The sequence below is a fragment of the Pontibacter populi genome, from assembly GCF_019336435.1.
GTDB lineage: Bacteria > Bacteroidota > Bacteroidia > Cytophagales > Hymenobacteraceae > Pontibacter > Pontibacter humidus.
This window is the reverse complement of sequence record NZ_JAHWXQ010000001.1, coordinates 877,491-899,154: the sequence shown is the minus strand read 5'-3', so window position 1 is coordinate 899,154 and position 21,664 is coordinate 877,491. Positions and strand designations below refer to the sequence as shown.

Here is a 21,664-nt window from a genome sequence, read left to right as displayed (position 1 = left end):
ATTTAACTATAGTACAAAACCTTGTTTCAAACTATTAACTCTGAAACCAATCCATTGAGAATATTCATATGCCCGTAGCCGGCCAATAAAAAACGGGTACTAAGAAGTCCCCGTCAGTAAGCTTCCGGACCGGGAAGTCCGAAAAAGCGATAAGTTATAGTTGCCAGTGTAATTACCTACACCAACTCATGCTTCACCAGATACTCAGCAATCTGCACAGCATTGGTAGCAGCACCTTTGCGCAGGTTATCCGCCACGATCCACATATTTACCGTGCGGGGCTGGGTTTCATCTAAGCGCACACGGCCAACCAGCACGTCGTCTTTGCCATGGGCATCTTTAGGCATCGGGTACTGCAGGTTTTTTACATCGTCTACCACTTTTACGCCTTCAGTCTCACCTAGAATGCGGTAAACTTCATCCAGCGTAAAATCCTTCTCAAACTCCACGTTCACCGACTCTGAGTGGCCGCCCATAACCGGTATGCGCACTGCCGTAGCCGTTACCCGGATAGAATCGTCGCCCATGATCTTCTTGGTTTCGAGGATCATTTTCATCTCCTCTTTGGTGTAACCGTTGTCGGTAAATACATCGATATGTGGCAGCACGTTCAGGTCGATCGGGTACGGATACGCTTTTTCGCCTTCCTTGCCGGCACGCTCGTTCATTAACTGCTCCACCGCCTTCACGCCTGTGCCGGTCACCGACTGGTACGTACTCACCACGATGCGTTTTGCCTTCAACTCCTCATGCAGCTTGTTCAGGGCCACTACCATTTGTATAGTAGAGCAGTTCGGGTTAGCGATGATCTTATCTTCTTTCGTAAGTTCCTTAGCGTTAATCTCTGGCACAACCAGTTTTTTGGTTGGGTCCATGCGCCACGCTGATGAGTTGTCCACTACAACGGTACCAACTTCGGCAAACTTAGGAGCCCACTCCGTAGAGGTGCTGCCACCAGCCGAGAAAATAGCAATGTGCGGGGCAGCCGCAATCGCGTCCTGCATCCCGATAACCTTTATCTGTTTACCCTTAAACTCCATCTGTTTACCAACAGATCTCTCAGAAGCAACCAACATCAACTCTGTTACCGGGAAATCGCGCTCCGCCAGTACTTTCAAAATTTCGCCGCCTACCAATCCGGTGGCGCCTACTACTGCTACTTTCATTTAGGGTATATAATTAATTGTTAATGGCTTGATGGTTAAATGGCTGGTTGTTATTCTTTAACTCTCTAACTCCCAAACTCTTTAACTGGAATAACTGTCCTAACTAACCAATCCGCGTCCCGTAATAGTTCTAAAACTATAGAAGCGTCTGGTGTTTTGGGCGTGCCGGCCGGGCCGTCGGGCTTTCGCCTGTACTCCTCGCTACCGCTGCGGGGTGCCGGCTCTATCCCTCACGCGGGTACAAATTACGTAAGTTTTTACCACAATTTCTGTGCATGAAACAAACTTTACTTATTCTGTTCCTGCTATTTCCGTTATGGGCAGCGGCACAATTGCAGGACAATTTCTCAGATGGCAACTTCACCCAAAACCCAACCTGGACTGGCAATGCGGGCAGTTTTATAGTTAACGCGCAACACCAACTGCAAAGCAACGGCCCCGCTGTAACCGGAACTACACTGCAGCTTGTTACGCCGTCGCAGGCTATAGTTGGCACCACCTGGGAATTCTGGGCAAACCTGAAACTGGCAACCTCCTCCACCAACTATACCGATATTTACCTTATTTCTGATAACGCCGATCTGAACAGTACAGCCACAAATGGTTACTTCGTGCGCATCGGCAACACCACCGATGAAGTAAGCCTATACCGCAAAGATGCCGGCAAGACAGCTGTGTTACTCATTAACGGGCAGGACAAAACCGTGGCCACTAGCAACAACATCGTACGCGTGCGGGTAACCCGAACTATAAGCTATGAGTGGGAACTAAGCATAGATGTAACGGGCAGCGGTCAAAGTTATGTGAGCCAGGGTATAGCTATGGATGCGACGCATAAACGCTCCGGTTACTTTGGCGTGCTGGTGCGCTATACATCGGCTAACAACAAGAACTTTTACTTCGATGATTTTAAGATTACCGATACGCAGCCGCCTGTTTTAGAAGAGTTGCAAACTATAACCACGCAGGAAATTATATTACAGTTTAACGAGCCGCTGCAGCCAGATCAGGCCCAAACTATAGCCAACTATACCCTGAACGGAACTATAAAACCAACTATAGCAGAACTCACAGAAGCGGGCACAGTGCGACTGGTTTTCGGGCAGAGCTTTAGCATTGGCAGCAACACACTAACTATAGCCAACCTGCAGGATCTGTATGGTAACACGCTTAATAACTCAATTACGCGCACCTTTAACTTTATACCGCCTGCCGTAATCCCAAACTATAACGAGCTCCTCATAACCGAGATTATGGCCGATGAAAGTCCGGCTGTTGGCTTGCCTGCCCAGGAGTACATTGAACTTTATAACGCCACAACAAATAAGGTGCTTAGCCTGCGGGGCATTAAACTCTCGGATGCTACCGCTACCACAACACTACCAAACGCACAACTACTGCCCGGTGAGTATGTTGTAGTTGTACCCAATACACAGGTAGCCAGTTTTACACAGTTCGGTAAAGTTATCGGGATCAGCAATTTTCCGGGACTGAATAATGCGGGTGAGTTGCTGCAGCTGCGCCGCCCTGATGGGAAATTGATTTATGCGGTAAACTATAGCGATGCCTGGTATAAGAACAGTACTAAACGCGAAGGTGGGTGGTCTCTGGAAATGATAGACGTAACCAATCCCTGTGCCGGTGCCGAAAACTGGACAGCATCTGCAGACCCGCGTGGCGGCACACCGGCGCAACAAAACTCCGTAGCAGCTTCTTTACCAGATAACATACCACCAGTTTTAATAAATGCTTTTGCAATTTCGTCAACACAGGTGTTGCTCCGCTTCAACGAACGCCTGGATAGTACACTAGCCGCAACTATAGCCAACTATAGCATTTCTCCAACTATAGCTTTAGCAGGAGTGCAGGTGCAGGGCCCGCTGTTCACAGATGTTATAGTTCATCTCTCGTCGCCACTGCAGGAACGGCAACTATACACCTTAACTGCTACAGGTATAACTGACTGCACTGGTAACCTAAGTAACCAGCCGCAAGCTATAACTTTTGCATTGCCTTCAGTCCCCGAGCCCGGCGATGTGGTCATTAACGAAGTCCTGTTTAACCCAAGGCTCAATGGGGTAGATTTTGTAGAACTGGTAAACCGTAGTGACAAATACCTCGACCTCAAAAACTGGCATCTGGGCAATACTGCCGGCGATACCATCAGCAACCTTAAAACTATAGTTACAAGCAGTTATGTACTGGCGCCCGGCCAGTACGTAGTGCTTACCTCTAACCCGGAAAACATTAAAGCGAACTACCCTGCTGCCAACCACAAGGCTTTTCTGCAAATGAGTAGCCTGCCCAGTTACCCCGACGATGCCGGAACTATAGTTGTGCTGCAGCCCGACAAAAGGGTAGCAGACCAGTTCAGTTATAATTCGGGAATGCACCATGCGTTGATAGACGACAAGAATGGGTTGTCGCTGGAGCGGATACGGCTGAACGGGCAAACTATAGCCAGCAATTTCCATTCGGCGGCGACCACAGTTTTTGCCACACCGGGCTACATAAATTCGCAGTCTCAGTTACATGTGCAGGCGCAGCAGGCTTTTAAGGTAGAGCCACAGGTTTTCTCGCCGGACGGGGATGGGTTTGAAGACTTTGCAACTATAAACTATAACACCGGCAAGACCGGTTTTGTAGCGACCATTACAGTTTTTGATGCACAGGGCCGCGAAGTCCGGAAACTGATACGAAATGAGTTGCTGGCAGATAACGGTTTTTTCAGGTGGGATGGACTGAAACAGGATGGCTCCAAAGCTGCTATCGGGTACTATATTTTCTACATCGAACTTTTCGGGATGAACGGCGAGAATAGTGAATACAAAGAGAAGGTTGTAGTTGGTGGTAGGTTGTGATAGTCTAAGTCTTTTGCAATTCGAATCAAGCCTTTTCTTTTATAGTTACTCTCAATCCTGGGAGCTTTACTCACCTATTGTTTCAAATTAGCTTTGGTGCCCTCACGGCCGGGAGGCCTCGTCTTTGGGCATCGCGCTGCGCGAATCTCTTTTGCTCCTGCGTCGCAATGGCTGCGCCACCAGACATTCACAAGGCGCTCAACCCAAAGACTGAGATCTTTCGATAGCTATTTTATAGTTTATTCGAGAAGCTATAGCTGCATAGCTTTATCGTGGTTATAGTTCCAAGGGAACAGGTAAACCTGTCCTGCTCATGGTTTGCAATTAATGTAGATACAGATTTCTCCCGCTGACCGAAATGAAAGTTGCGAAGGCAATAGCGGAAAAGTCCCCCTTTGAAGGGGGCGAGGGGGATGACAAACGGCAACAATAAAACAGTAACCTAAACTATAGCAAAGGCAGAAAATCCCCTCTTGGGAGGGGTAGGGGTGGGTTAAAACAGCAACTATAAAACGATAAATGTAACTATAGCAGCAGCAGAAAATTCTCACTTAAAAAGGGTAGGGGCTTATTAACACTATCTCTTGTTTGTAGTGTGGAGTTAGAAAGTTATAAATACTGTCCTATCAGATTAATCCCTATTCTCATAAAAACAACAATCGACTATTCAACAATCAACAATTAATTCCTTAAATTGCGCCACTTTTTTCTGTGATTCAGGAGTATACGTTTTAAGGTCTTTCGTTGGTGGAGAATATAGTTTACCTGTGCCTGTTTGCGTTTATGGCAGGCTTTATTGATTCGGTAGTGGGTGGTGGTGGCCTGATTCAGTTGCCGGCTTTGCTTATATTTTTACCGGGCGTGCCGTTACCCACGGCTTTTGGTACGGGCAAGTTTGCAGGCATAGCGGGTACAACTTCGGCTATGGTAAAGTATGTGCGCAGCGTGAAGATCAATTACTGGGCTATAGTTCCGGCAGCAGGGGCGGCTTTTGTGTTCTCGTTTCTGGGAGCCCGGGCGCTAAGTCATATCGATGCTGATCTGCTTAAACCGCTGATCCTTGTGCTGCTGATTTTAGTAGCGATCTATACATTCATTAAAAAAGACTTCGGTTCGTTGCACGCGCCAAAACTAACCCACAAAAAAGAGAAACTATACGGACTGCTTATAGGCGCTGCTATTGGGTTTTATGATGGATTTTTCGGGCCGGGAACAGGCAGCTTCCTCATCTTTATCTTTATCGGATTATTCGGGTTTAACTTCTTAGCGGCATCGGCGGCGGCCAAGGTAGTGAATGTGGCTACCAACCTGTCGGCGCTGGGGTACTTTATTTACAAAGGGCACGTGTTGTATGAGGTGGCTATCCCGATGGCCATTTGCAGTGTAATCGGCTCGCAGTTGGGTACGCGTACTGCCCTTAAACGTGGTGTTGGCTTTGTGCGGGTACTGTTCCTTATAGTTGTAACCGGCATCATCATAAAGTTTGCTTACGATACCTACGGTACCGGTGGTTCCGACTTTAAAAAGCTGAGTTCGGCTGTAGAGGAGTGGGTTGGTCGTAAAAGTTAAGCGCTAACCATAGCCAGACCTCTCATTTTAGTTAAAGTGCCGACTAAAAGCAGCTAAACCCTCCAGAATTAATAGAACTTACATTTCAGCAATTAGCCGTACCTTTGTATGTTGGTTACGCCGTAAGTAAAGGCAGGGCCACGTATAGATACTACAAGCATGAAGTTTGAAGATTACCGCATTTCCGACGAGATAAAGAGAAGCCTGAGCAAGCTGGGCTTCAGAAAGCCAACCGACATCCAGTTCAAAGCCATTCCTCCCATTATGAAAGGTGAGGATGTGCTGGCTATTGCTCAGACCGGTACTGGTAAAACGGCTGCGTTCGCTATTCCGGTTCTCGACAGGCTGCAATACAGCAAGAACCGCCGCCGCGACGATGGGATTAAATGCGTTGTGATGGTGCCTACCCGCGAACTGGCCCTGCAGATAACCGAAGTGTTTAACGAAATTGGCCAGGGCACCCGCGTAAATACATTCTGTGTATTTGGTGGCGTGGAGCAGGGGCCTCAGATCGCTAAACTCGAAGAAGGAATTGATATACTGGTTGCTACTCCAGGACGCTTATTCGACCTAGTAAGCCAGGGTTATATTAAACTGCACCGCGTAGAAGTGTTAGTGTTGGATGAAGCTGACCACATGCTGGATCTTGGGTTTATACACGACATACGTCAGCTTATTGCCAAGTTGCCCCGCCAGCGCCAGACACTGTTTTTCTCGGCTACTATCAACGAAAAGATAAAAGAGCTGGCCTACTCGCTGGTGAACAAGCCGGTTCGTATCCAGATATCTCCCAAAGACCCGGTAGCCAAAAACGTGGACCACTCGGTGATGTACGTGGATATGGATGATAAGCGCTTTTTCCTGGAGCGGGTGGTAAACGAGAATCCGGACAAAAAAATACTGGCTTTTGTGCGTACCAAGGTGCGTGCCGAGCGTGTAGTTGCTGCCATGGACAGAGCTGGTATTAAAGCTATCAGCATACACGGAGGCAAAGAGCAAAAAGACCGGACTGAAGTAATGCGCCAGTTTAAAAAAGGCGAAGTAAAGCTGCTGGTTGCAACCGACGTGAGCGCACGCGGCATAGACATACCAAGCGTAGACTATGTGGTGAACTATGATCTGCCGGAACAGCCGGAGAACTATGTGCACCGCGTGGGCCGTACAGGCCGTGGTACTCAAAAAGGAGTTGCTGTAAGCTTCTGCGCACCCGAGGAAAAACCTGTGCTGGATGAGATACAGGAATACCTGACCAAAGACATAAAAGTGCTCTCAATTGATAAAGAAGACTACGAAGCAACTATAGATTTTAGCCCTGCCGCCACCTACGACTGGAAATCGCTGATAAAAGAAGCGGAAGAGACCGAAGGGAAGATAAAAGCTGCCAAAGCTAAAAAGGCAAAGGCCAAAGCAAAGAAAAAGAAGTAAGTCAAACCTATAGTTACTAACCTAAAACGCCTGTTCAGATCAGTTCTGTACAGGCGTTTTAGGTTATGATATTTGGTGTAGCCTGGCCTCAAACTATAGTTGTTTGTAAGGGAGGATTTAAGCACAAACTAAAGTTAAGGGTTTATGGTACAATTTGCTGATTTTAATTGCACTGCTCTACATGGATCTCGTATAACATAGTATACAAATACGTGAAATGTGCAGCGTTTTATTGCACTAAAACAGAAAGGAGGACGTGATGAGAAGGAATAGGAGAAGCCCTACAGAAGGACTTTTTTACAACACAGGCATTATGTATGACAGAACAATGGGGGATGGCATTCATGTAAGCAGGAGCTACACAGATTCGCTGCAGGAGCCTATGTTTGAAGAAGAGCGCAAGCTGCATAAAAAAGTAGAGGAAGAAAGAAACAGAGCGCAGCAATCCCCAACGCAACATCTGAAATCTAATACTGGTCCGGGCACTGATCCAAAACAGAATTGCTTATAGTTTGCCTGTTTATTTTCTATGGCAGTAAAGAATATGCTGCAATCCAAAAACCACCCTGTAAGTAAAACGAGTGGTTTTGGCTTTTATAGGTTTCTAAACTTCCCGCCGTGGTTGCAGGTTTAACTGCACAAATCCATTTTTATAGTTCTGGGTTTCCGTTACCCGCATCATATTTTCGCTGGCGCCCGGTGCAAATAAAGGAATGCCTTTGCCTAACACAACGGGTATGTAAGTAAGTATAATTTCATCTATCAGTCCGGCATTAAGAAGCAGTGTGTTGAGCTGGCTGCCGCCAATAAGCCATATGTTTTTGCCTGTTTCCTGTTTTAGCTGTTTTACAAAGCCTGTAGCATTGCGGGTTACAAACTGTACATATTCTGTAGCCGGGTGCTCTGTGTGGCTGAACACATAGTTCGTTTTATCAGGGTAAGGGAAGGACATGCCAAGGCCTAAAACAACTTTGTAAGTGCTGTGGCCCATCAGCGTGGTATCAATCGTTTTCATAAAATCGCTGTAACCAAAATCCTCACCTGCTATGGTGTAAGTTTTGTTTTCAAGCCAGTCAATGCGTCCGTCGGTTCGGGCAATGTAGCCATCCAGGCTGGCAGCAATATATAATATAAGTTTTCTCATAGCTCAGTTAGTTTAGTGGTTGCTGATAAATAGTGAACTATAGTTAAGTGGTCTCTTCAGGCAGAGGTGCTATAGTTCGCACAAGTACTTTGTCTACGCGGCTGGCATCCATATCAACTACTTCAAGCTCATGCGTGCGCAACGTTATTTTATCGCCTACTCTCGGTATTTTAGAGAGCGTGTAAAGTATAAATCCGCCTAAGGTTGCATAGCGCTCCGATTGTTCCTGAATCAGCTCCAGGCCAAGTTCGCGGTTTAGCTCGCGCACCAGCATAGCGCCATTTACAAGGTAAGAGCCATCTTCTCGGCGGAAAAGCTCCGGGTCACTGCTTTCGTCCACATCGGGCAGGTCGCCAACTATAGCTTCCATAATGTCGTGCAGGGTTAGCAGGCCTTCTACTGCTCCAAACTCGTTTACTACCAATGCCAGGTACTGCTTTTTGCGCTGGAACATTTTAAGCGTTTTCATAGCATACATCGATTCCGACACAAACAGCGGCGGCTTCAGTACAGCTTGTAGCGCTACGCCCTGCTTATCTACCTGTTCGAAATAATCTTTTACGGCAAGCACACCCACTATATTGTCAAGCGAGCCTTTACCCACCGGGAATTTGGTATGCGCACTCTGAAGGATGATCTGGTGTAGTTCGGGAAGGGGGCGGTTTATGTCGAGCCATTCTACGTCGGTACGGTAGGTCATCAGGCTGCGGTTGCGTTGCTCGTACAGGTAAAAAAGGTTGTCGTGCAGGCGCTCTTCTTCTTTTTCGAGCACACCTTCGCGGCCGGCTACTTTTATCAAATGGCGCAGTTCTTCTTCCGTAAGCGATGCCCTGGCTTGGTCCTGTTTTATACCCAGCAGTTTTATAGCCAGGTTAGTTGAGCCAGAAAGTAACTTAACGAGCGGGAACGTGAATTTTGTAAAAACCTTGATGGTGGGGGCCACCGCCAGGGCAATGCGTTCAGGGTTGTTAAGCGCAATTGTTTTAGGTATGAGTTCGCCGATAACGATCGTAACATACGTGATTAGGCCAACTGTAACCACTATAGAAATTTCAAGAGCATATGGTGCCAGTGCAGGTATAGAGGCTACCACCGGCGTAAATTTCTCTGAGAGGGCCGCACCACCGTATGCACCCGCCACAATGCTTATCAGCGTAATGCCCACCTGCACCGACGACAGGAAATTCTCAGGCTCATCAAGTAATTTTAACACATCTTTTGCACTGCTGCTTCCCTGTGCTGCTTTCTGCTCTATCCGGCTCCGTTTTACAGATACCAGCGCAATCTCAGATAAGGCAAAAAAACCATTTAATAAGGTAAGGATAAGAATAATAATGATCTCCATAGTTGTTGGGTAGCAGCGTCTCAGGCTGAAAGGTGGGATTGTTCTGACTGCAAATATATCGATTTGCGGTATCAGGTGTAGTCTTCCAGTTCTTTTTTAGCGCAGCCATTATACCCCAGTGCCTGGTTTACGGGGCACCAGCGTACCATGCCGGTCAGTATCGGGATGATGCCTATAGCGGCCAGGGCTTTCGTATTATAGTATGCACCAATTCCTATCAGAGTCAGTCCTGCCAGCACACGCAGCTTCTGCTCTTTTAATCCTACATTACATTCCATAGCTTTCCGGTTTAAGTTGATGTTTTATATTTACGAAGCTGGCGCAGCTTTGTCGTCTTTCGCCTTTTTTAAAGTTTTAATGTAAGCGATCAGGTGATCGAGCTCATCATCTGAAATAACCTCTTCTTTAAATGCGGGCATTACACCAAGGCCGTGCCGTACCTGGAAGCGCATCAGGAAACCCGGTAGTGGCTTGTCGTTAAAAGACGGTGCCAGGCCAGCTTCACCGCCCGGGTGGCATTTGGTACAATAGGTATTAAAAACGACCTGGCCCTGTGCAATGGCCGGCTCCGAATCGGCAACGGGAGCATAAGCAGGTTCGCCGCGCTTGGCTGTGCCGCAGGCAATTAAAAATAAACAGATCAGTAACGAGTATAGCAGTGTTTTCATAGCTCATAGTTTAGTGTGTGGTGCGGGTAACTTTCCAGATCACTCCGGTATTTTTCTGTGGGGTAGTTTTGCCATCTTCAACATGCATCACCCCAAAATCCACGATATAAAGTGCAGTGCCATCCGGCGAGAATTTTACAGCCACCGGGCGCTCCAGGCCACCTTTTTTTAACATAGATGCCGGTGCATTTTTCGTCCCTTTATTTACGGCAAAATCCGTAACAACCCCATTTCCAACATTTACCCTGACAACTTTAAACCCGACAGGTGCCATCACTTTGCCCACATTAGGCGCCATGTCTCCGAACTGCGCCACAAAAGCTTCGCCGGTATGCCCAAAAGATGCGGAAGTAGAAAAGTCCAGGCCGTTTGAGGAAGAATGTACGCCCAGGGTAGCTGCAGGATGTGGCGGTTTGGCAGGATGTTGGGTCAGTATTGGCTTTGGTGCTTCTTTGGATGGTGTCTGAAACCTGTCACCGTTAAACGCCAGGCCGCCTGCAAAATCAGGCCAGCCGTACCATTGGCCTTGCTGTACCTGCCACAAATAATCGCCTACTCCCCAAACCGATCGGCTGCCACGTTCGTCGTAGCCGTTATCGGTTACATATAAGCTACCATTCGGAGCAAAAGCCAGCCCAAACGGGTTCCGAAAACCCCAGGCCACCAGTTCCATTGTGCCGCCATCTGCACCCATGCGAAGTACAGCCCCGGAACAGGGTATCGCTCCTGGTATCACTTGCCCATCTTTAACAGCTGTGCCGTAAGGCTGATAGGCGCCGGTAGTCATAGGTTGTTTTGTTTCGGGATGGGTGCTCGTAAAGTTCTGTCTGGTTATAGTTATGTCCTGGCAGGGAATGTCGTGAAAATCGGGGTTTCGTTTTAGCCAACCCATATTATAGTTGTCGGGGCCCACTACGCCGGAATTTGTAGCTGTGCCGATTCCGAAATATAGTTTGCCATCAGGGCCTATAGTTGGGCCGTTTGTATGGTGGTCTCCGAGACTGGGTAGGTTCTCGACAAGCGAGCTTATAGTTCCTTCTGGTGTGATCTTCAGAATTTTGCCACCTGTTTTCTGTCCGCCCTCCGCTACATAAAAATTGCCATTATGGTACGTGATGCCTGTCCAGGGACCGTTCAGTTCCCCGGTTGCTACTATAGTTTTATTACCACCCGGGGCAACCCGGATCAGCTTTGGCTCCAGAAACTCTTCCCCATAGGAATAACCGGCTTCTATCGCATATACCTGTCCGGCCTCGTCAAAGGCTACATCTGTCGGGAAGGTAAGTTCGCTGGCTACCACTTCTGCGGTATAACCCGCCGGCAGTTCGATGTCTGAGGGATTTAAAGGCCTGTTCGTGGTAAGGTTGGTCCCCTCGGCACCACCGTTTGAAGAGCGCATACGGTAGCACCCGGCTACAGATACGAACAGAAGAAAGATCAGGCTCAGACGTAAAAATAGCTGCATTTTGAATATTAATTTATTTTGTTAATATTTAATGAATTATAGTTGATTACGCTGCTAAACTGTTTAAGTTGATAGATGCTTAAAGCCATAAGTCGTTCTGTAACAGCCGGGTGGTATAGCCTGTATTTGCCGGAGGCAATGGCATGGCTTGCTGCTTTGCTAGCGATGGCCCTGATGGAGCCTGGCGAGGCGCATTTGTTTAGCTTTTGCCCGTTTAGTTATGTGCTGGAGTGGTGCCCGGGCTGCGGATTGGGGCATGCTATTGCGTGGCTGTTTCGTGGTGAGTTTGTGGCTTCGTGGCAGGCACACCCATTAGGTGTTCCGGCAGTGCTTTTACTGAGCTTTAGAAGCGGCAAACTGCTTTACATGTATTACCGGAATCATAAAAGCGAACTATAGTTATTACGTACCAGGCTAATCTAAATAATCTATACTATGTCAAGAATACTCGATCTGATGCCCGAACTGGAGCCGGATGAATTACAATTTGTGCAGCAAATGCTGGGCGATATGCCATATGCCGAAATGCAGCAGTTTGCTAATATTTACCGCGCCCGTCGCAAAAAACCACAGGAGGTGCTTATCCTTATTATAGTTGGCTTCTTCCTGATAGCTGGCTTGCAGCGCTTTTACCTAGGGCAGATCGGGATGGGGTTACTATACTTTTTTACAGGCGGCCTTTGCTTTATAGGCACCATCCTGGATCTTATAAACTATAAGCGCCTGACCTACGAGTTTAATGTAAAAGAAGCACAGACGGTTAAGGCTATGCTACGATATTAACAGTATTGGAATTTTAGTTAAAAAAGCGCAGCCGAAGCATTCGGGTGCGCTTTTGTTATTTACCTTAAAGTTCAGGATACGTTTCTGATTTAATATTATGAGATGAAAAGAGATAGGTTAACTGTGACAAACCTTATATGTCCTATAGCTTCTCTTTTGTCATTTCGAGCTCGGCGAGAAATCTATCTCATCTTTTAGCCAATTATAGTTAAAACTAGAACTAAGCCTTCCTTTCAAATATCCTTTAATCCTGGGAGCTATATTTGCAAATCGTTTCAATTAAGCTTTGGTGCCCTCACGGCCGGGAGGCCCCGTCTTCAGGCATCGCGCGGTGTACATTTCTTTTTCTCGTACCTCGTAATGCCTAACGGCACCAGAAATCTACAAGGCGCTCAACCTGAAGACTGAGAAGTTTCGCATAGTGACCTGTATCCATAGTTTACACCTACTCGCTTCGAGATTGATCATGGCTATAGTTTCAAAGGGACAGGTAAACCTGCCCTGTTCGTGGACTATAACTATGTAGATTCAGATTTCTCCTATCGTCGAAATGACAGTTTGGGAAGCAGTAGCAACTGTCCCCTTGAGGGGACTACAGGGGTGTTAACGCCGTAACTATAAAACTATAGCTCTAACTATAACTATAGCCGAAATTCACCTCTCGTGAGGGGCAGTGGTGAGTTAGAGCAGCAACGATGAAACTATAAATAACCATAGCAAAGGTCTTACCTCCCTTCTCCCAAGACCCTTTCAGGATGACAAATGGAGAAGTTGCCAAGGGCTCCCCGCCTTAGACAATAGCGGATAAAGGGGGGCTGGACCAACCGAAACTTTAGCACTATAGCTTCACAAATTTAACCCGTTGCGTTTGCTGTCCATCCGTTAACTGAACGAAGTATAAGCCCGCCGGCAAGGTAGTTACTTGTAACTGTATTTCTTTTTGCTGAACTATAGTTTGCAACCTCATTTTTCTACCTATGCGGTCGAAGATGATGGCGGTTGTAGGGGTAAAGCCCAGGTCAGTTATAGTTGCCACATTACCCGAAACAGGGTTTGGAACAACAACGGGAGAAAAGTCCGGTATAGGTAGGTTGTTATTTCTAACGGTCTGGGTTACATCTTTTAGAATCCAGTTATCAGGATCCATTGTTACGCCCAGTACTTCACCATCTACAGTAAAAGCGAACTGCTGCGTTAGCTTGGTTTGCGTAACTCTGAATGCTTCGGTGCCGGTTGTGGTTTGCACTTGATACGTAATATCCGTTCTGAAAAAGGGTGTAGTGCCCGTCGTTGACTGCTTCGATTCGATCACTATTTTCCCGTCCTGCTGGTTCCAGGCGAGCGTAAAACCAGGGTAACCTTCGCCTTCGTACCATTGCTTGAAAAAGTAGCCAAGCTCTTTGCCTGTCGTTTGCTCCATTACCTTTTGCAAGTCAGTAGTTGAAGCGGTTCCGCCCCCGAATTCGGTTTGATAGTTCTGTAATGCTTTGAAAAAGAGTTGGTCGTTGTTTATTTCGTAGCGCAGCATGTGTACTACGGCTGCTCCTTTTTTGTACGTAATGTTATAGTTGAAAATGCGACCTACGTTTGTCGTATCCGGAACGCGAAGACTTCCCTGTTTTGCTGCTCTCGCTCTGTTGTGTGCATCTGCCATCCAACTTTGGGCAGCATCGGCTGAAAAATGCTGCAGGGCCAGGTACTCAGCATAAGACGCAAACCCTTCGTTTAGCCAGATGTCCTGCCACGAGGCGCATGTAACATTATCACCAAACCATTGGTGTGCCAGTTCGTGTGCGGTAAGCGTAAAAGTGAAAGTGCTTTGGGTAGTCATGGTCTGGTGCTCCATGCCACCGCCTATGGGTGCCATGCTGTGGCCATACTTCTCCCGGGCAAAAGGGTAAAGCGTAAAAAGCTCCGAGAAATGCTCTATTAGCGGAGGTGTAAAATCGATCTGGTTTTTATAGTTGGCCAGAGAGCCTTTGTAGACATAGTTTACAACTGGAATTGGTTTGGCTGCACCAGCCGGGTTAGCAAACTGCACATACTCCTCGTAATCCGACACAGCAACTGAGATCAGATAATAGTCGATCGGGTAGCGGCTTTTCCATTCGTAACGCACTTTGCCGCTGGGCAATGTTACCGTGTTTGTCAGTAAACCGTTGGAGCCAACTTTATTTTCCGGACTGGTGGTAACAGCTACATGTACCGAATCTGCTTTGTCAGTCAGTACCTGCTTGGTTGGCCACCATTCGTAGGCAGCGTAGGGCTCGCTCAGGCTCCAGGTTACATCGTTTCCCCATTGGCTTTCGCGGGCAGTATTAAAACCGTTTCCAATAGCGGCATTCCCGCCGTTTGGTGCTGTGCCACTATAGTTTACTACAGCTACCACTTTGCTTTTGGCAGGAACTGTAGTTGTAAGGTTTACGGAAACATCGCTTCCGTTGCGGGTTATATTGCTCTGCTGGATGCCGTTTATAGTTACTGATGCTATGGTATAATTTGGGTGCAGCTCAAAAGCAAAAACAGAAAGTGGGGCAGATTTTACGGTGGCATGCGTGGTTACGCTTCCAGTTATATACACGCTGTTTCGCTCCAGTGCCAGGTCAAGGCCATAAAAGGTGACATCGTATAAATTCATAAGCTGCATGTGTTGCGGAGAGGCAACAGCCATGCGGGTAGCATTTAACAATCTGCTGTCGGCACAAGTTTGGTGTGCTTGTGCTTTAAATTGTGGCTGCGCACCGGCAAGATGTAAAGAACCGATGCAGAGGAGCATCAGCAGGGTAATCTTTTTCATAGTTTCGGTTAGCGCAATGTTAGGTTTTATCTCACAGGCAGCACAGTATAACCTTTTTTACGAAGCAGTTCCAGTAAGCCATCTTTACCTGTTAAATGACCAGCGCCGACAGCAAAAAAGGTAGGCTGTATGCGGGCCTCACGTTCCATAACCGGTATCCAGCGCTTGTTGCGGTTCACCAGGAAAGCCTGTTCGTACTCTTTATATTCAGCATCATCATATTCTTTTCTCGATAAAGCATCTAAGCCGGCAAGGTCTTGTTGCAGGTATAGTTGCACCATGTCGCGGTACGTCTGGCGGGCTTCATCCATGTTGCTCACCATTTTTGTCAGCATTGTGGTCTGTACGCTTGCCGGCATCTCATCTATAGCCCTAAGCTGTTCGCTCACTGTCTCAAGGCCAATTACTTCTTTTCCTTGTTTCTGGGCTATTTCCATCAGACTTTGTTCATACGAAACGGCCTGGCATTCTGTTAACTGCGACAATAACATAGAATGTAGCATAAAAGGCTTCATGCGGTCCAGTTGCGCTAGGTCAATTTTCAGTGTCTGCTTAAAATGGTTGTCCAGCAGGCTATAATCATCTTCGGAGAAAAATCCCCGTAACGAACTTCCTTTTGGTAGAATAGATGCCTGTTGTAACTCAACCATAAAGTTTGGTGCATCCATATCGACTTCCAGCGACAGGCGCTCCGTGTTTGCCAGTTTCTTGGTCACAGCTTCGGGCATCTTAAAATTATCAGGGCAGATGGCGTGTATCGTTCCAAATAAGTATGATGGCTTGCTTAGTCCCTGACCACTAATTTCCCATAGCAAAGCCTTTGGCTGCTCTGCAGGCGCCTGACCAAGCGAAGGAATGGTTATACATAATGCCAGCAGGAGCACTAAAAACGGGCTATAGTATAATTTTCTCATAAGGGTGAAATTAGATCTTCTGTAAAGATAATATTTTAATATCATGAATATATATACCTGAACCCGAATACCTTTGTAAAAAATACTGAAATTAGTAAACTTTACAGCTTAACAAAGCAAACAGGTATGGCAACCTACACCGTAAGCAACATTTACATCTACCCGATAAAATCATTGGGCGGTATTAGCCTGCAACAGGCACAGGTGCAGGAACGGGGCTTGCAGTATGACCGACGCTGGATGCTGGTAGATGAGAAAGGCGGTTTCCTGTCGCAGCGTAAGTTTGCCCAGATGGCGCTTTTGCAGGTAAAATTGCAGGAGAATGGCCTACTGGTAAGTCATAAGCAGGGTTTGCTGGACCCATTATTCATTCCTTTTGAGCACGCAGACGGTAAAGAAGTTACAGTTACCATCTGGGATGATACTTGTACCGCCCGCGAAGTGAACGGAGAAGTAACGATGTGGTTTTCGAAAGCACTTGGTATGTTTGCCCGCCTGGTCTACATGCCCGAAAATACCCGCCGTATAGTTGATCCGACCTATGCCTTTGACGAAGAAGTTGTAAGTTTTGCCGATGCTTACCCGTTTCTGGTAATAGGGCAGGAAGCACTTAATCACCTCAATAGCAAATTGGCGAAGTCTATACCTATGAATCGCTTCCGGCCAAATATAGTTTTTACCGGAGGCCAGCCGCACGACGAAGATTCCTGGGACTCCTTTACTATAGGAGAGACGAATTTCAGGGTGGCCAAACCTTGCGCCCGCTGCGTACTAACCACCGTAGACCAACAAACAGCTGTTAAAGGAGAAGAACCGCTAAGAACGCTGGCAACTTACCGCACAAAAAATAATAAAGTACTCTTCGGGCAAAACCTGGTACACGAGGGAACAGGCAAAATTAAGGTGGGTGATGAGGTGCAGGTGTTGCAATGGAAGTAGTCACGCCGCAACTAGTATCAACTGCTACTGCTTCGCCACAAAGCGTCAGTGTGTTTTATAGAATAACCGCGCTCTGGGCTTTATGCGAAGCTCTTTTAGGTGGTGTGCTGCATGCACTGCATTTACCCGGCACAGGTTTGTTTGTTGGTGGGGCTTCCGTGCTGTGCATCAGTTTGCTGGCGCACCATTGCCCGTCCCGGAAAGCTATCCTTAAAGCTACAGTACTGGTTATAGTTGTTAAAGGTCTGCTGAGCCCGCATTCGCCACCAGGAGCATACTTAGCAGTTTTCATTCAGGGGAGTTTGGGCTATCTGCTCTTTCTGGGTAAGAATTACTTTAAGTTAAGTTGCCTGTTACTGGGAGTCCTTACTCAATTGCAATCGGCGTTGCAGCGGCTGGTGATCATGCTTATCATGTTTGGATCCGATCTGTACCGGGTGGCGCATGAATTTATAAACTATATTCTTAAGAAGGCAGGCTTTGCTGAAGGCGACTATGTGCTTTATATAGTTATAGGCTACATTGGCTTACATGTGCTGATGGGTGTTTTTGTAGGCTGGTTAGCAGGCCGGTTACCCGGTATGCTTAAAAAGCAGCAGCACAAACTTGACCTCAGTTCTTTCGCTTACTCCGGTGATGAAGTATTTGCTGCTTTGCCACGTAGAAAGAAAAACATCTGGAAACGGTTCTTTCCTTTTCTAACTATAAGTGTCTGCTTTCTCCTGGGTGTGAGTGTGTACTTTGATCTTATAGTTTATAACACAGCATATAAAATACTTCTGAGGGCAGTTATTATAGCTGCTTTATGGATATGGGTTATAACTCCCTTATTACGCAAAGTTCTTCACCGCTGGAGTACAACCAAAAGATCTGCACTTGCCTCTGAGTTGGATCAGGTGCTCCAGGTAATACCTTATATATATAGGAGCGCAAAATTTTGCTGGGCTTCTACTGCGCAATTTTCTTTTCTTAAAAGGCTGCTGCTTTTCCCGGGTCGGTTAGCGGCTATCGTTATCTGAATATAAAGCAATGCAGCAAAATATAATTATTCCGTGTTGGTATATTTTGCCTGCGACTAATATATAGTAATGCAAGCTACACTAATGAGTTGCAATTATACAATACGATAAGAGCAAAGTATAATCACACTAGTATTTAGTGGGGTAATTAAACTTTCAGGTGAATATATTATAAAATCCTGTCAAAATTTATTTGATTTGTTATAATAAATATAGTAAATACTATATAAAAGTAAAAAATATTTTAAATAAGCCTTGAAGTATTTTGAATTACAGGAGGTCTGACTATATTTGGTTCACAAACTAATCTATAACTATTTATTTAACACATTCTAGCATGAAGAAGAGTTTACTGCTCAGTTTCATTTTTGTGTTTGCGCTTGTAGTGCAAGTGCTGGCACAAAATCGGACAGTGACGGGTAAAGTAACAGATCAGGAAACTGGTCAGGGCTTACCAGGTGTTACTGTTTTGGTAAAAGGCACATCCACTGGCACAGCCACTGGTATTGATGGCGGGTTTTCAATCGCTGTTCCATCAAACGACGCTGTACTTGAGTTCCGTTATGTTGGTTACGACAACAAGGAAGTTGTAGTAGGTAGCCAGTCTACAATTAACATCCTGCTTGGTCAGGCTTCAGAGACACTTTCTGAGGTTGTGATTGTGGGTTATTCCACTACAACTCAGCAGTCATTTACTGGTACAGCTAAAGTTGTAAGTGCTGAAAAGTTAGAGAACAAACAGGTTTCTAACGTTTCTCAGGCACTTGCAGGTGAGGTTGCAGGTGTTAGAATTATTAACACAAGTGGTCAGCCTGGTCAGGCAGCTACTGTGCGTATTCGTGGTCTGGGTTCTGTTAATGGTAACCGTGATCCATTATACGTAGTTGATGGCGTTCCTTTCTCAGGAAACATTGCCTCAATCAATCCTTCGGATATTGAGTCTACTACAGTATTGAAAGATGCTGCAGCTACTGCTATCTACGGTTCAAGAGGTGCTAACGGTGTAATTGTTGTTACTACTAAATCTGGTAGAGGTAAAAAGAATTACATCGAGGCTGATGCTAACTTTGGAACAAACGCAGCATTACTTCCTCGTTACGACAACATCAAGTCGCCTGAGCAATTTGCTGGATTAACTTGGGAAAGTTTGTATAACTATGGCGCATTTGCTGGTGGTTATAACGATGCTCAAGCTACTGCTTATGCCAATGGCAGATTATTCAACACAAGTGGTGGTATTAACCCGCGTTTCAACATGTGGAACGGTACTGCTGCAGAAATCATTGACCCTGCTACGAGAACAGTTAAGCCTGGTGTAACCAGAAAGTACTCTCCGGAGAACTGGGAAGATTATGGTTTCCAAAACTCGAACCGTTCTGAAGTTAACGTTAAGTTTGGCGGCTCTAGTGGTAAAACAAGCTATTACTCTTCTGTAGGTTACCTTAATGATGTAGGTTATATCGTTAACTCTGACTACGAACGTCTTTCTGCACGTTTAAATGTGAACCAAGAGATCAACAAGTGGTTGAATGGTGCATTTAACATCAACTACGCAAGATCATCATCAAACCAAAACGGTCAGAGCTCTGACTCTGGTAGCATTTTCTGGTTTGTAGATAACATTCCGTCAATCTTCCCTCTATTCTTAAGAGATGGTGAAGGTAACTTTGTTACTGACCCAATTTTTGGTGGCAACCAGTATGATTATGGTGTTGGTCGTGGCTTCGGCGCGCTTACAAACTCAATCGCTGATGCAACTTACGATGTAAACAGACAGGATCGTGATGAACTGAATGGTAACATCAGCATGAACTTTAACATCCTGGAAGGCTTAACACTGGAAAACAGACTTGGTGCCCAGTATTACAACGACAGATTTGTAAATAGAGGAAATAAATACTACGGTAGTTCTGCTTCACAGAATGGTAGCATCTGGCACCGTAGAATGGACTTGTTCTCTTACAACTTGTTAAACATGTTGCGTTACAACAAGTCTTTCGGCGAGCATAGCTTTGAAGCATTAGTTGCACACGAAGCTACAGACTGGAAACAATCTACAATGACAGCTTCTGGTTATAACCTGGTAGATCCGGATATCGAAGATCTGAACAACGCGGTAGTTAAAAACCCATCAACAGGTTTTACAAACCAATACTCTCTTGAAAGTTATTTTGGTCAGGTTAACTACGACCTTGCTAAGAAATACTTTGTTTCAGGAACGATCCGTAGAGATGGTAGTTCTCGCTTCAGAAAAGACAAGTGGGGGACGTTTGGTTCAGTTGGTTTAGGCTGGTTGATCTCTAGCGAAGACTTTATGGCTAACCAGAGCATCTTTAACTCATTAAAGTTAAAAGCTAGCTACGGTTTAATGGGTGATCAGGCTGGTGTTGGTCTGTATCCAGGTTATGACGTTTTCAATATCGATAACTTGAATGATAACCCGGCTTTCTCATTTGACACGAAAGGTAACATGGATCTTACCTGGGAAACATCAAAAATGTTCCAGACTGGTATCGATTTCGAACTGAACAAATACGTGTCAGGTTCAATTGACTACTACGTTAAAAACACTACTGACCTTATCTTCCAGAGAAGAGTAGGTCCTTCACTAGGTTATGCTTTAACTCAGGTAAACGATGGTAACCTGCAGAACAGAGGTTTAGAATTTGACCTTACTGGTGATGTATTCGAAGGTAAAGACTACCGTTTAAGCTTAAACGTAAACGGTGAGATCTTCACTAACGAGATTACTGAAATGCCACTTGACTTCACAACAGGTGAAAGAAAGCCACTTGATGTTCAGGGTAACTATGCATGGGCTAAAGGCCGTTCAATCTACGATTTCTATATGCGTGAGTGGGCTGGTGTAGACCCTGCTGATGGTAAAGGTATGTGGAATGTTACTTATAATGACTTAAATGGTAACGGTGCTCTTGATGCAGGTGAAGGCATCCAAAGCCTTTCACAATACCTGGCCGAAAACCCTAACGTAAAAGAAGGTGATCTTAAGACTACTACTACTAAAACGTATGCAAATGCTACGCAGAAGTTCAATGGTAAGTCTGCTATTCCTGATGTACGTGGTGCTTTCAACTTATCTGCTGGTTACAAAGGATTTGATATCAGTGCTCAGATGCTGTATAGCTTTGGTGGTTACGCTTACGATGGTGCATATGCATCGTTAATGCACAACGGCCTACCAGGTTCTAACAACTGGCACCAGGATATCATGGACAGATGGCAGAAACCAGGTGATGTTACTGATGTACCACGCCTTGACAGAGATTTAACTAAGAACTTTAACTCTGCCTCAACCCGTTTCATTACAAAGGCGAACTACATGGTGCTTAACAACGTGCGTCTGAGCTATACACTGCCTACGAACTTTGTTAGCAAGTATGGTGTAGGCGGCATGTCTGTATGGGTATCTGGTGATAACCTGTGGATCCATACTGCTCGCGAAGGTTTCAACCCTTCTACTGCAGAAGCAGGTGCATCTAGCACATACCGTTATTCTCCACTGTCAAACTTCACAGCGGGTATAAGAGTTAAAATCTAATTATTAGAGT

At 46.0% G+C, this 21,664-nt stretch carries 17 protein-coding genes; 9 read left to right on the top strand and 8 right to left on the bottom strand.

The window, feature by feature from the left end; genetic code table 11:
- Positions 1 to 176: 176 nt before the first annotated feature.
- Positions 177 to 1,166, bottom strand: a complete 990-nt coding sequence (locus KYK27_RS03840; RefSeq protein ID WP_199108701.1) for an aspartate-semialdehyde dehydrogenase — start codon at positions 1,164 to 1,166, stop codon at positions 177 to 179.
- Positions 1,167 to 1,441: 275 nt separating this feature from the next.
- On the opposite strand from KYK27_RS03840, the gene KYK27_RS03835 reads away from it, so the two are divergent.
- The 4 genes from KYK27_RS03835 (at position 1,442) to KYK27_RS03820 (ending at position 7,532) form a co-directional block, all read left to right on the top strand.
- Positions 1,442 to 4,027 carry a lamin tail domain-containing protein gene (locus KYK27_RS03835; protein ID WP_199108700.1) on the top strand — a complete coding sequence of 862 codons (2,586 nt, stop codon included), beginning with the start codon at positions 1,442 to 1,444 and terminating at the stop codon, positions 4,025 to 4,027.
- 747 nt (positions 4,028 to 4,774) lie between these two features.
- Positions 4,775 to 5,596 carry a sulfite exporter TauE/SafE family protein gene (locus tag KYK27_RS03830; RefSeq protein WP_199108699.1) on the top strand — a complete coding sequence of 274 codons (822 nt, stop codon included), beginning with the start codon at positions 4,775 to 4,777 and terminating at the stop codon, positions 5,594 to 5,596.
- A gap of 159 nt (positions 5,597 to 5,755) precedes the next feature.
- The gene (locus KYK27_RS03825; protein WP_199108698.1) at positions 5,756 to 7,021 is read left to right on the top strand and encodes a DEAD/DEAH box helicase; all 1,266 of its coding nucleotides are present in this window, start codon (positions 5,756 to 5,758) and stop codon (positions 7,019 to 7,021) included.
- Between the two features lie 259 nt (positions 7,022 to 7,280).
- Positions 7,281 to 7,532, top strand: coding sequence for a hypothetical protein (locus tag KYK27_RS03820; protein WP_199108697.1), 252 nt, complete (start codon positions 7,281 to 7,283; stop codon positions 7,530 to 7,532).
- A 93-nt stretch (positions 7,533 to 7,625) separates the two neighbouring features.
- Here the strand turns inward: KYK27_RS03820 and KYK27_RS03815 are convergent, their stop codons facing one another.
- The 5 genes from KYK27_RS03815 to KYK27_RS03795 all read right to left on the bottom strand — a co-directional run bounded on the left by KYK27_RS03815 (position 7,626) and on the right by KYK27_RS03795 (position 11,643).
- Positions 7,626 to 8,165, bottom strand: coding sequence for a dihydrofolate reductase family protein (locus KYK27_RS03815; protein ID WP_199108696.1), 540 nt, complete (start codon positions 8,163 to 8,165; stop codon positions 7,626 to 7,628).
- A 43-nt stretch (positions 8,166 to 8,208) separates the two neighbouring features.
- On the bottom strand, positions 8,209 to 9,510 hold the full coding sequence (locus KYK27_RS03810; protein WP_199108695.1) for a hemolysin family protein: 1,302 nt from the start codon (positions 9,508 to 9,510) through the stop codon (positions 8,209 to 8,211).
- 71 nt (positions 9,511 to 9,581) lie between these two features.
- Complete coding sequence (locus KYK27_RS03805; protein ID WP_199108694.1) at positions 9,582 to 9,788, bottom strand: DUF2892 domain-containing protein; 207 nt, start codon at positions 9,786 to 9,788, stop codon at positions 9,582 to 9,584.
- 30 nt (positions 9,789 to 9,818) lie between these two features.
- The gene (locus KYK27_RS03800) at positions 9,819 to 10,178 is read right to left on the bottom strand and encodes a c-type cytochrome (protein ID WP_199108693.1); all 360 of its coding nucleotides are present in this window, start codon (positions 10,176 to 10,178) and stop codon (positions 9,819 to 9,821) included.
- A 10-nt stretch (positions 10,179 to 10,188) separates the two neighbouring features.
- Entirely contained in the window at positions 10,189 to 11,643 is a 1,455-nt protein-coding gene (locus tag KYK27_RS03795; protein ID WP_199108692.1) for a PQQ-dependent sugar dehydrogenase, read from the bottom strand.
- A 75-nt stretch (positions 11,644 to 11,718) separates the two neighbouring features.
- Between KYK27_RS03795 and KYK27_RS03790 the strand changes: the two genes are divergently transcribed.
- Together KYK27_RS03790 and KYK27_RS03785 are read left to right on the top strand one after the other, a co-directional pair.
- A complete protein-coding gene (locus tag KYK27_RS03790) occupies positions 11,719 to 12,042 on the top strand; it encodes a DUF2752 domain-containing protein (RefSeq protein ID WP_199108691.1) in 324 nt (107 codons plus the stop codon).
- Between the two features lie 36 nt (positions 12,043 to 12,078).
- The gene (locus KYK27_RS03785; protein ID WP_199108690.1) at positions 12,079 to 12,426 is read left to right on the top strand and encodes a TM2 domain-containing protein; all 348 of its coding nucleotides are present in this window, start codon (positions 12,079 to 12,081) and stop codon (positions 12,424 to 12,426) included.
- 838 nt (positions 12,427 to 13,264) lie between these two features.
- Here the strand turns inward: KYK27_RS03785 and KYK27_RS03780 are convergent.
- Together KYK27_RS03780 and KYK27_RS03775 are read right to left on the bottom strand one after the other, a co-directional pair.
- Positions 13,265 to 15,223, bottom strand: coding sequence for a M1 family aminopeptidase (locus KYK27_RS03780; RefSeq protein WP_199108689.1), 1,959 nt, complete (start codon positions 15,221 to 15,223; stop codon positions 13,265 to 13,267).
- A gap of 26 nt (positions 15,224 to 15,249) precedes the next feature.
- Entirely contained in the window at positions 15,250 to 16,137 is an 888-nt protein-coding gene (locus tag KYK27_RS03775) for a TraB/GumN family protein (protein WP_199108688.1), read from the bottom strand.
- Between the two features lie 126 nt (positions 16,138 to 16,263).
- Here KYK27_RS03775 and KYK27_RS03770 point away from each other — a divergent pair, with 126 nt between their 5' ends.
- The 3 genes from KYK27_RS03770 to KYK27_RS03760 all read left to right on the top strand — a co-directional run bounded on the left by KYK27_RS03770 (position 16,264) and on the right by KYK27_RS03760 (position 21,654).
- Complete coding sequence (locus KYK27_RS03770) at positions 16,264 to 17,076, top strand: MOSC domain-containing protein (protein WP_199108687.1); 813 nt, start codon at positions 16,264 to 16,266, stop codon at positions 17,074 to 17,076.
- The gene (locus KYK27_RS03765; RefSeq protein WP_199108686.1) at positions 17,067 to 18,095 is read left to right on the top strand and encodes a hypothetical protein; all 1,029 of its coding nucleotides are present in this window, start codon (positions 17,067 to 17,069) and stop codon (positions 18,093 to 18,095) included. The genes KYK27_RS03770 and KYK27_RS03765 overlap by 10 nt, the downstream gene beginning before the upstream one ends.
- A 337-nt stretch (positions 18,096 to 18,432) precedes the next feature.
- Entirely contained in the window at positions 18,433 to 21,654 is a 3,222-nt protein-coding gene (locus KYK27_RS03760) for a SusC/RagA family TonB-linked outer membrane protein (protein ID WP_199108685.1), read from the top strand.
- Positions 21,655 to 21,664 lie beyond the last annotated feature (10 nt).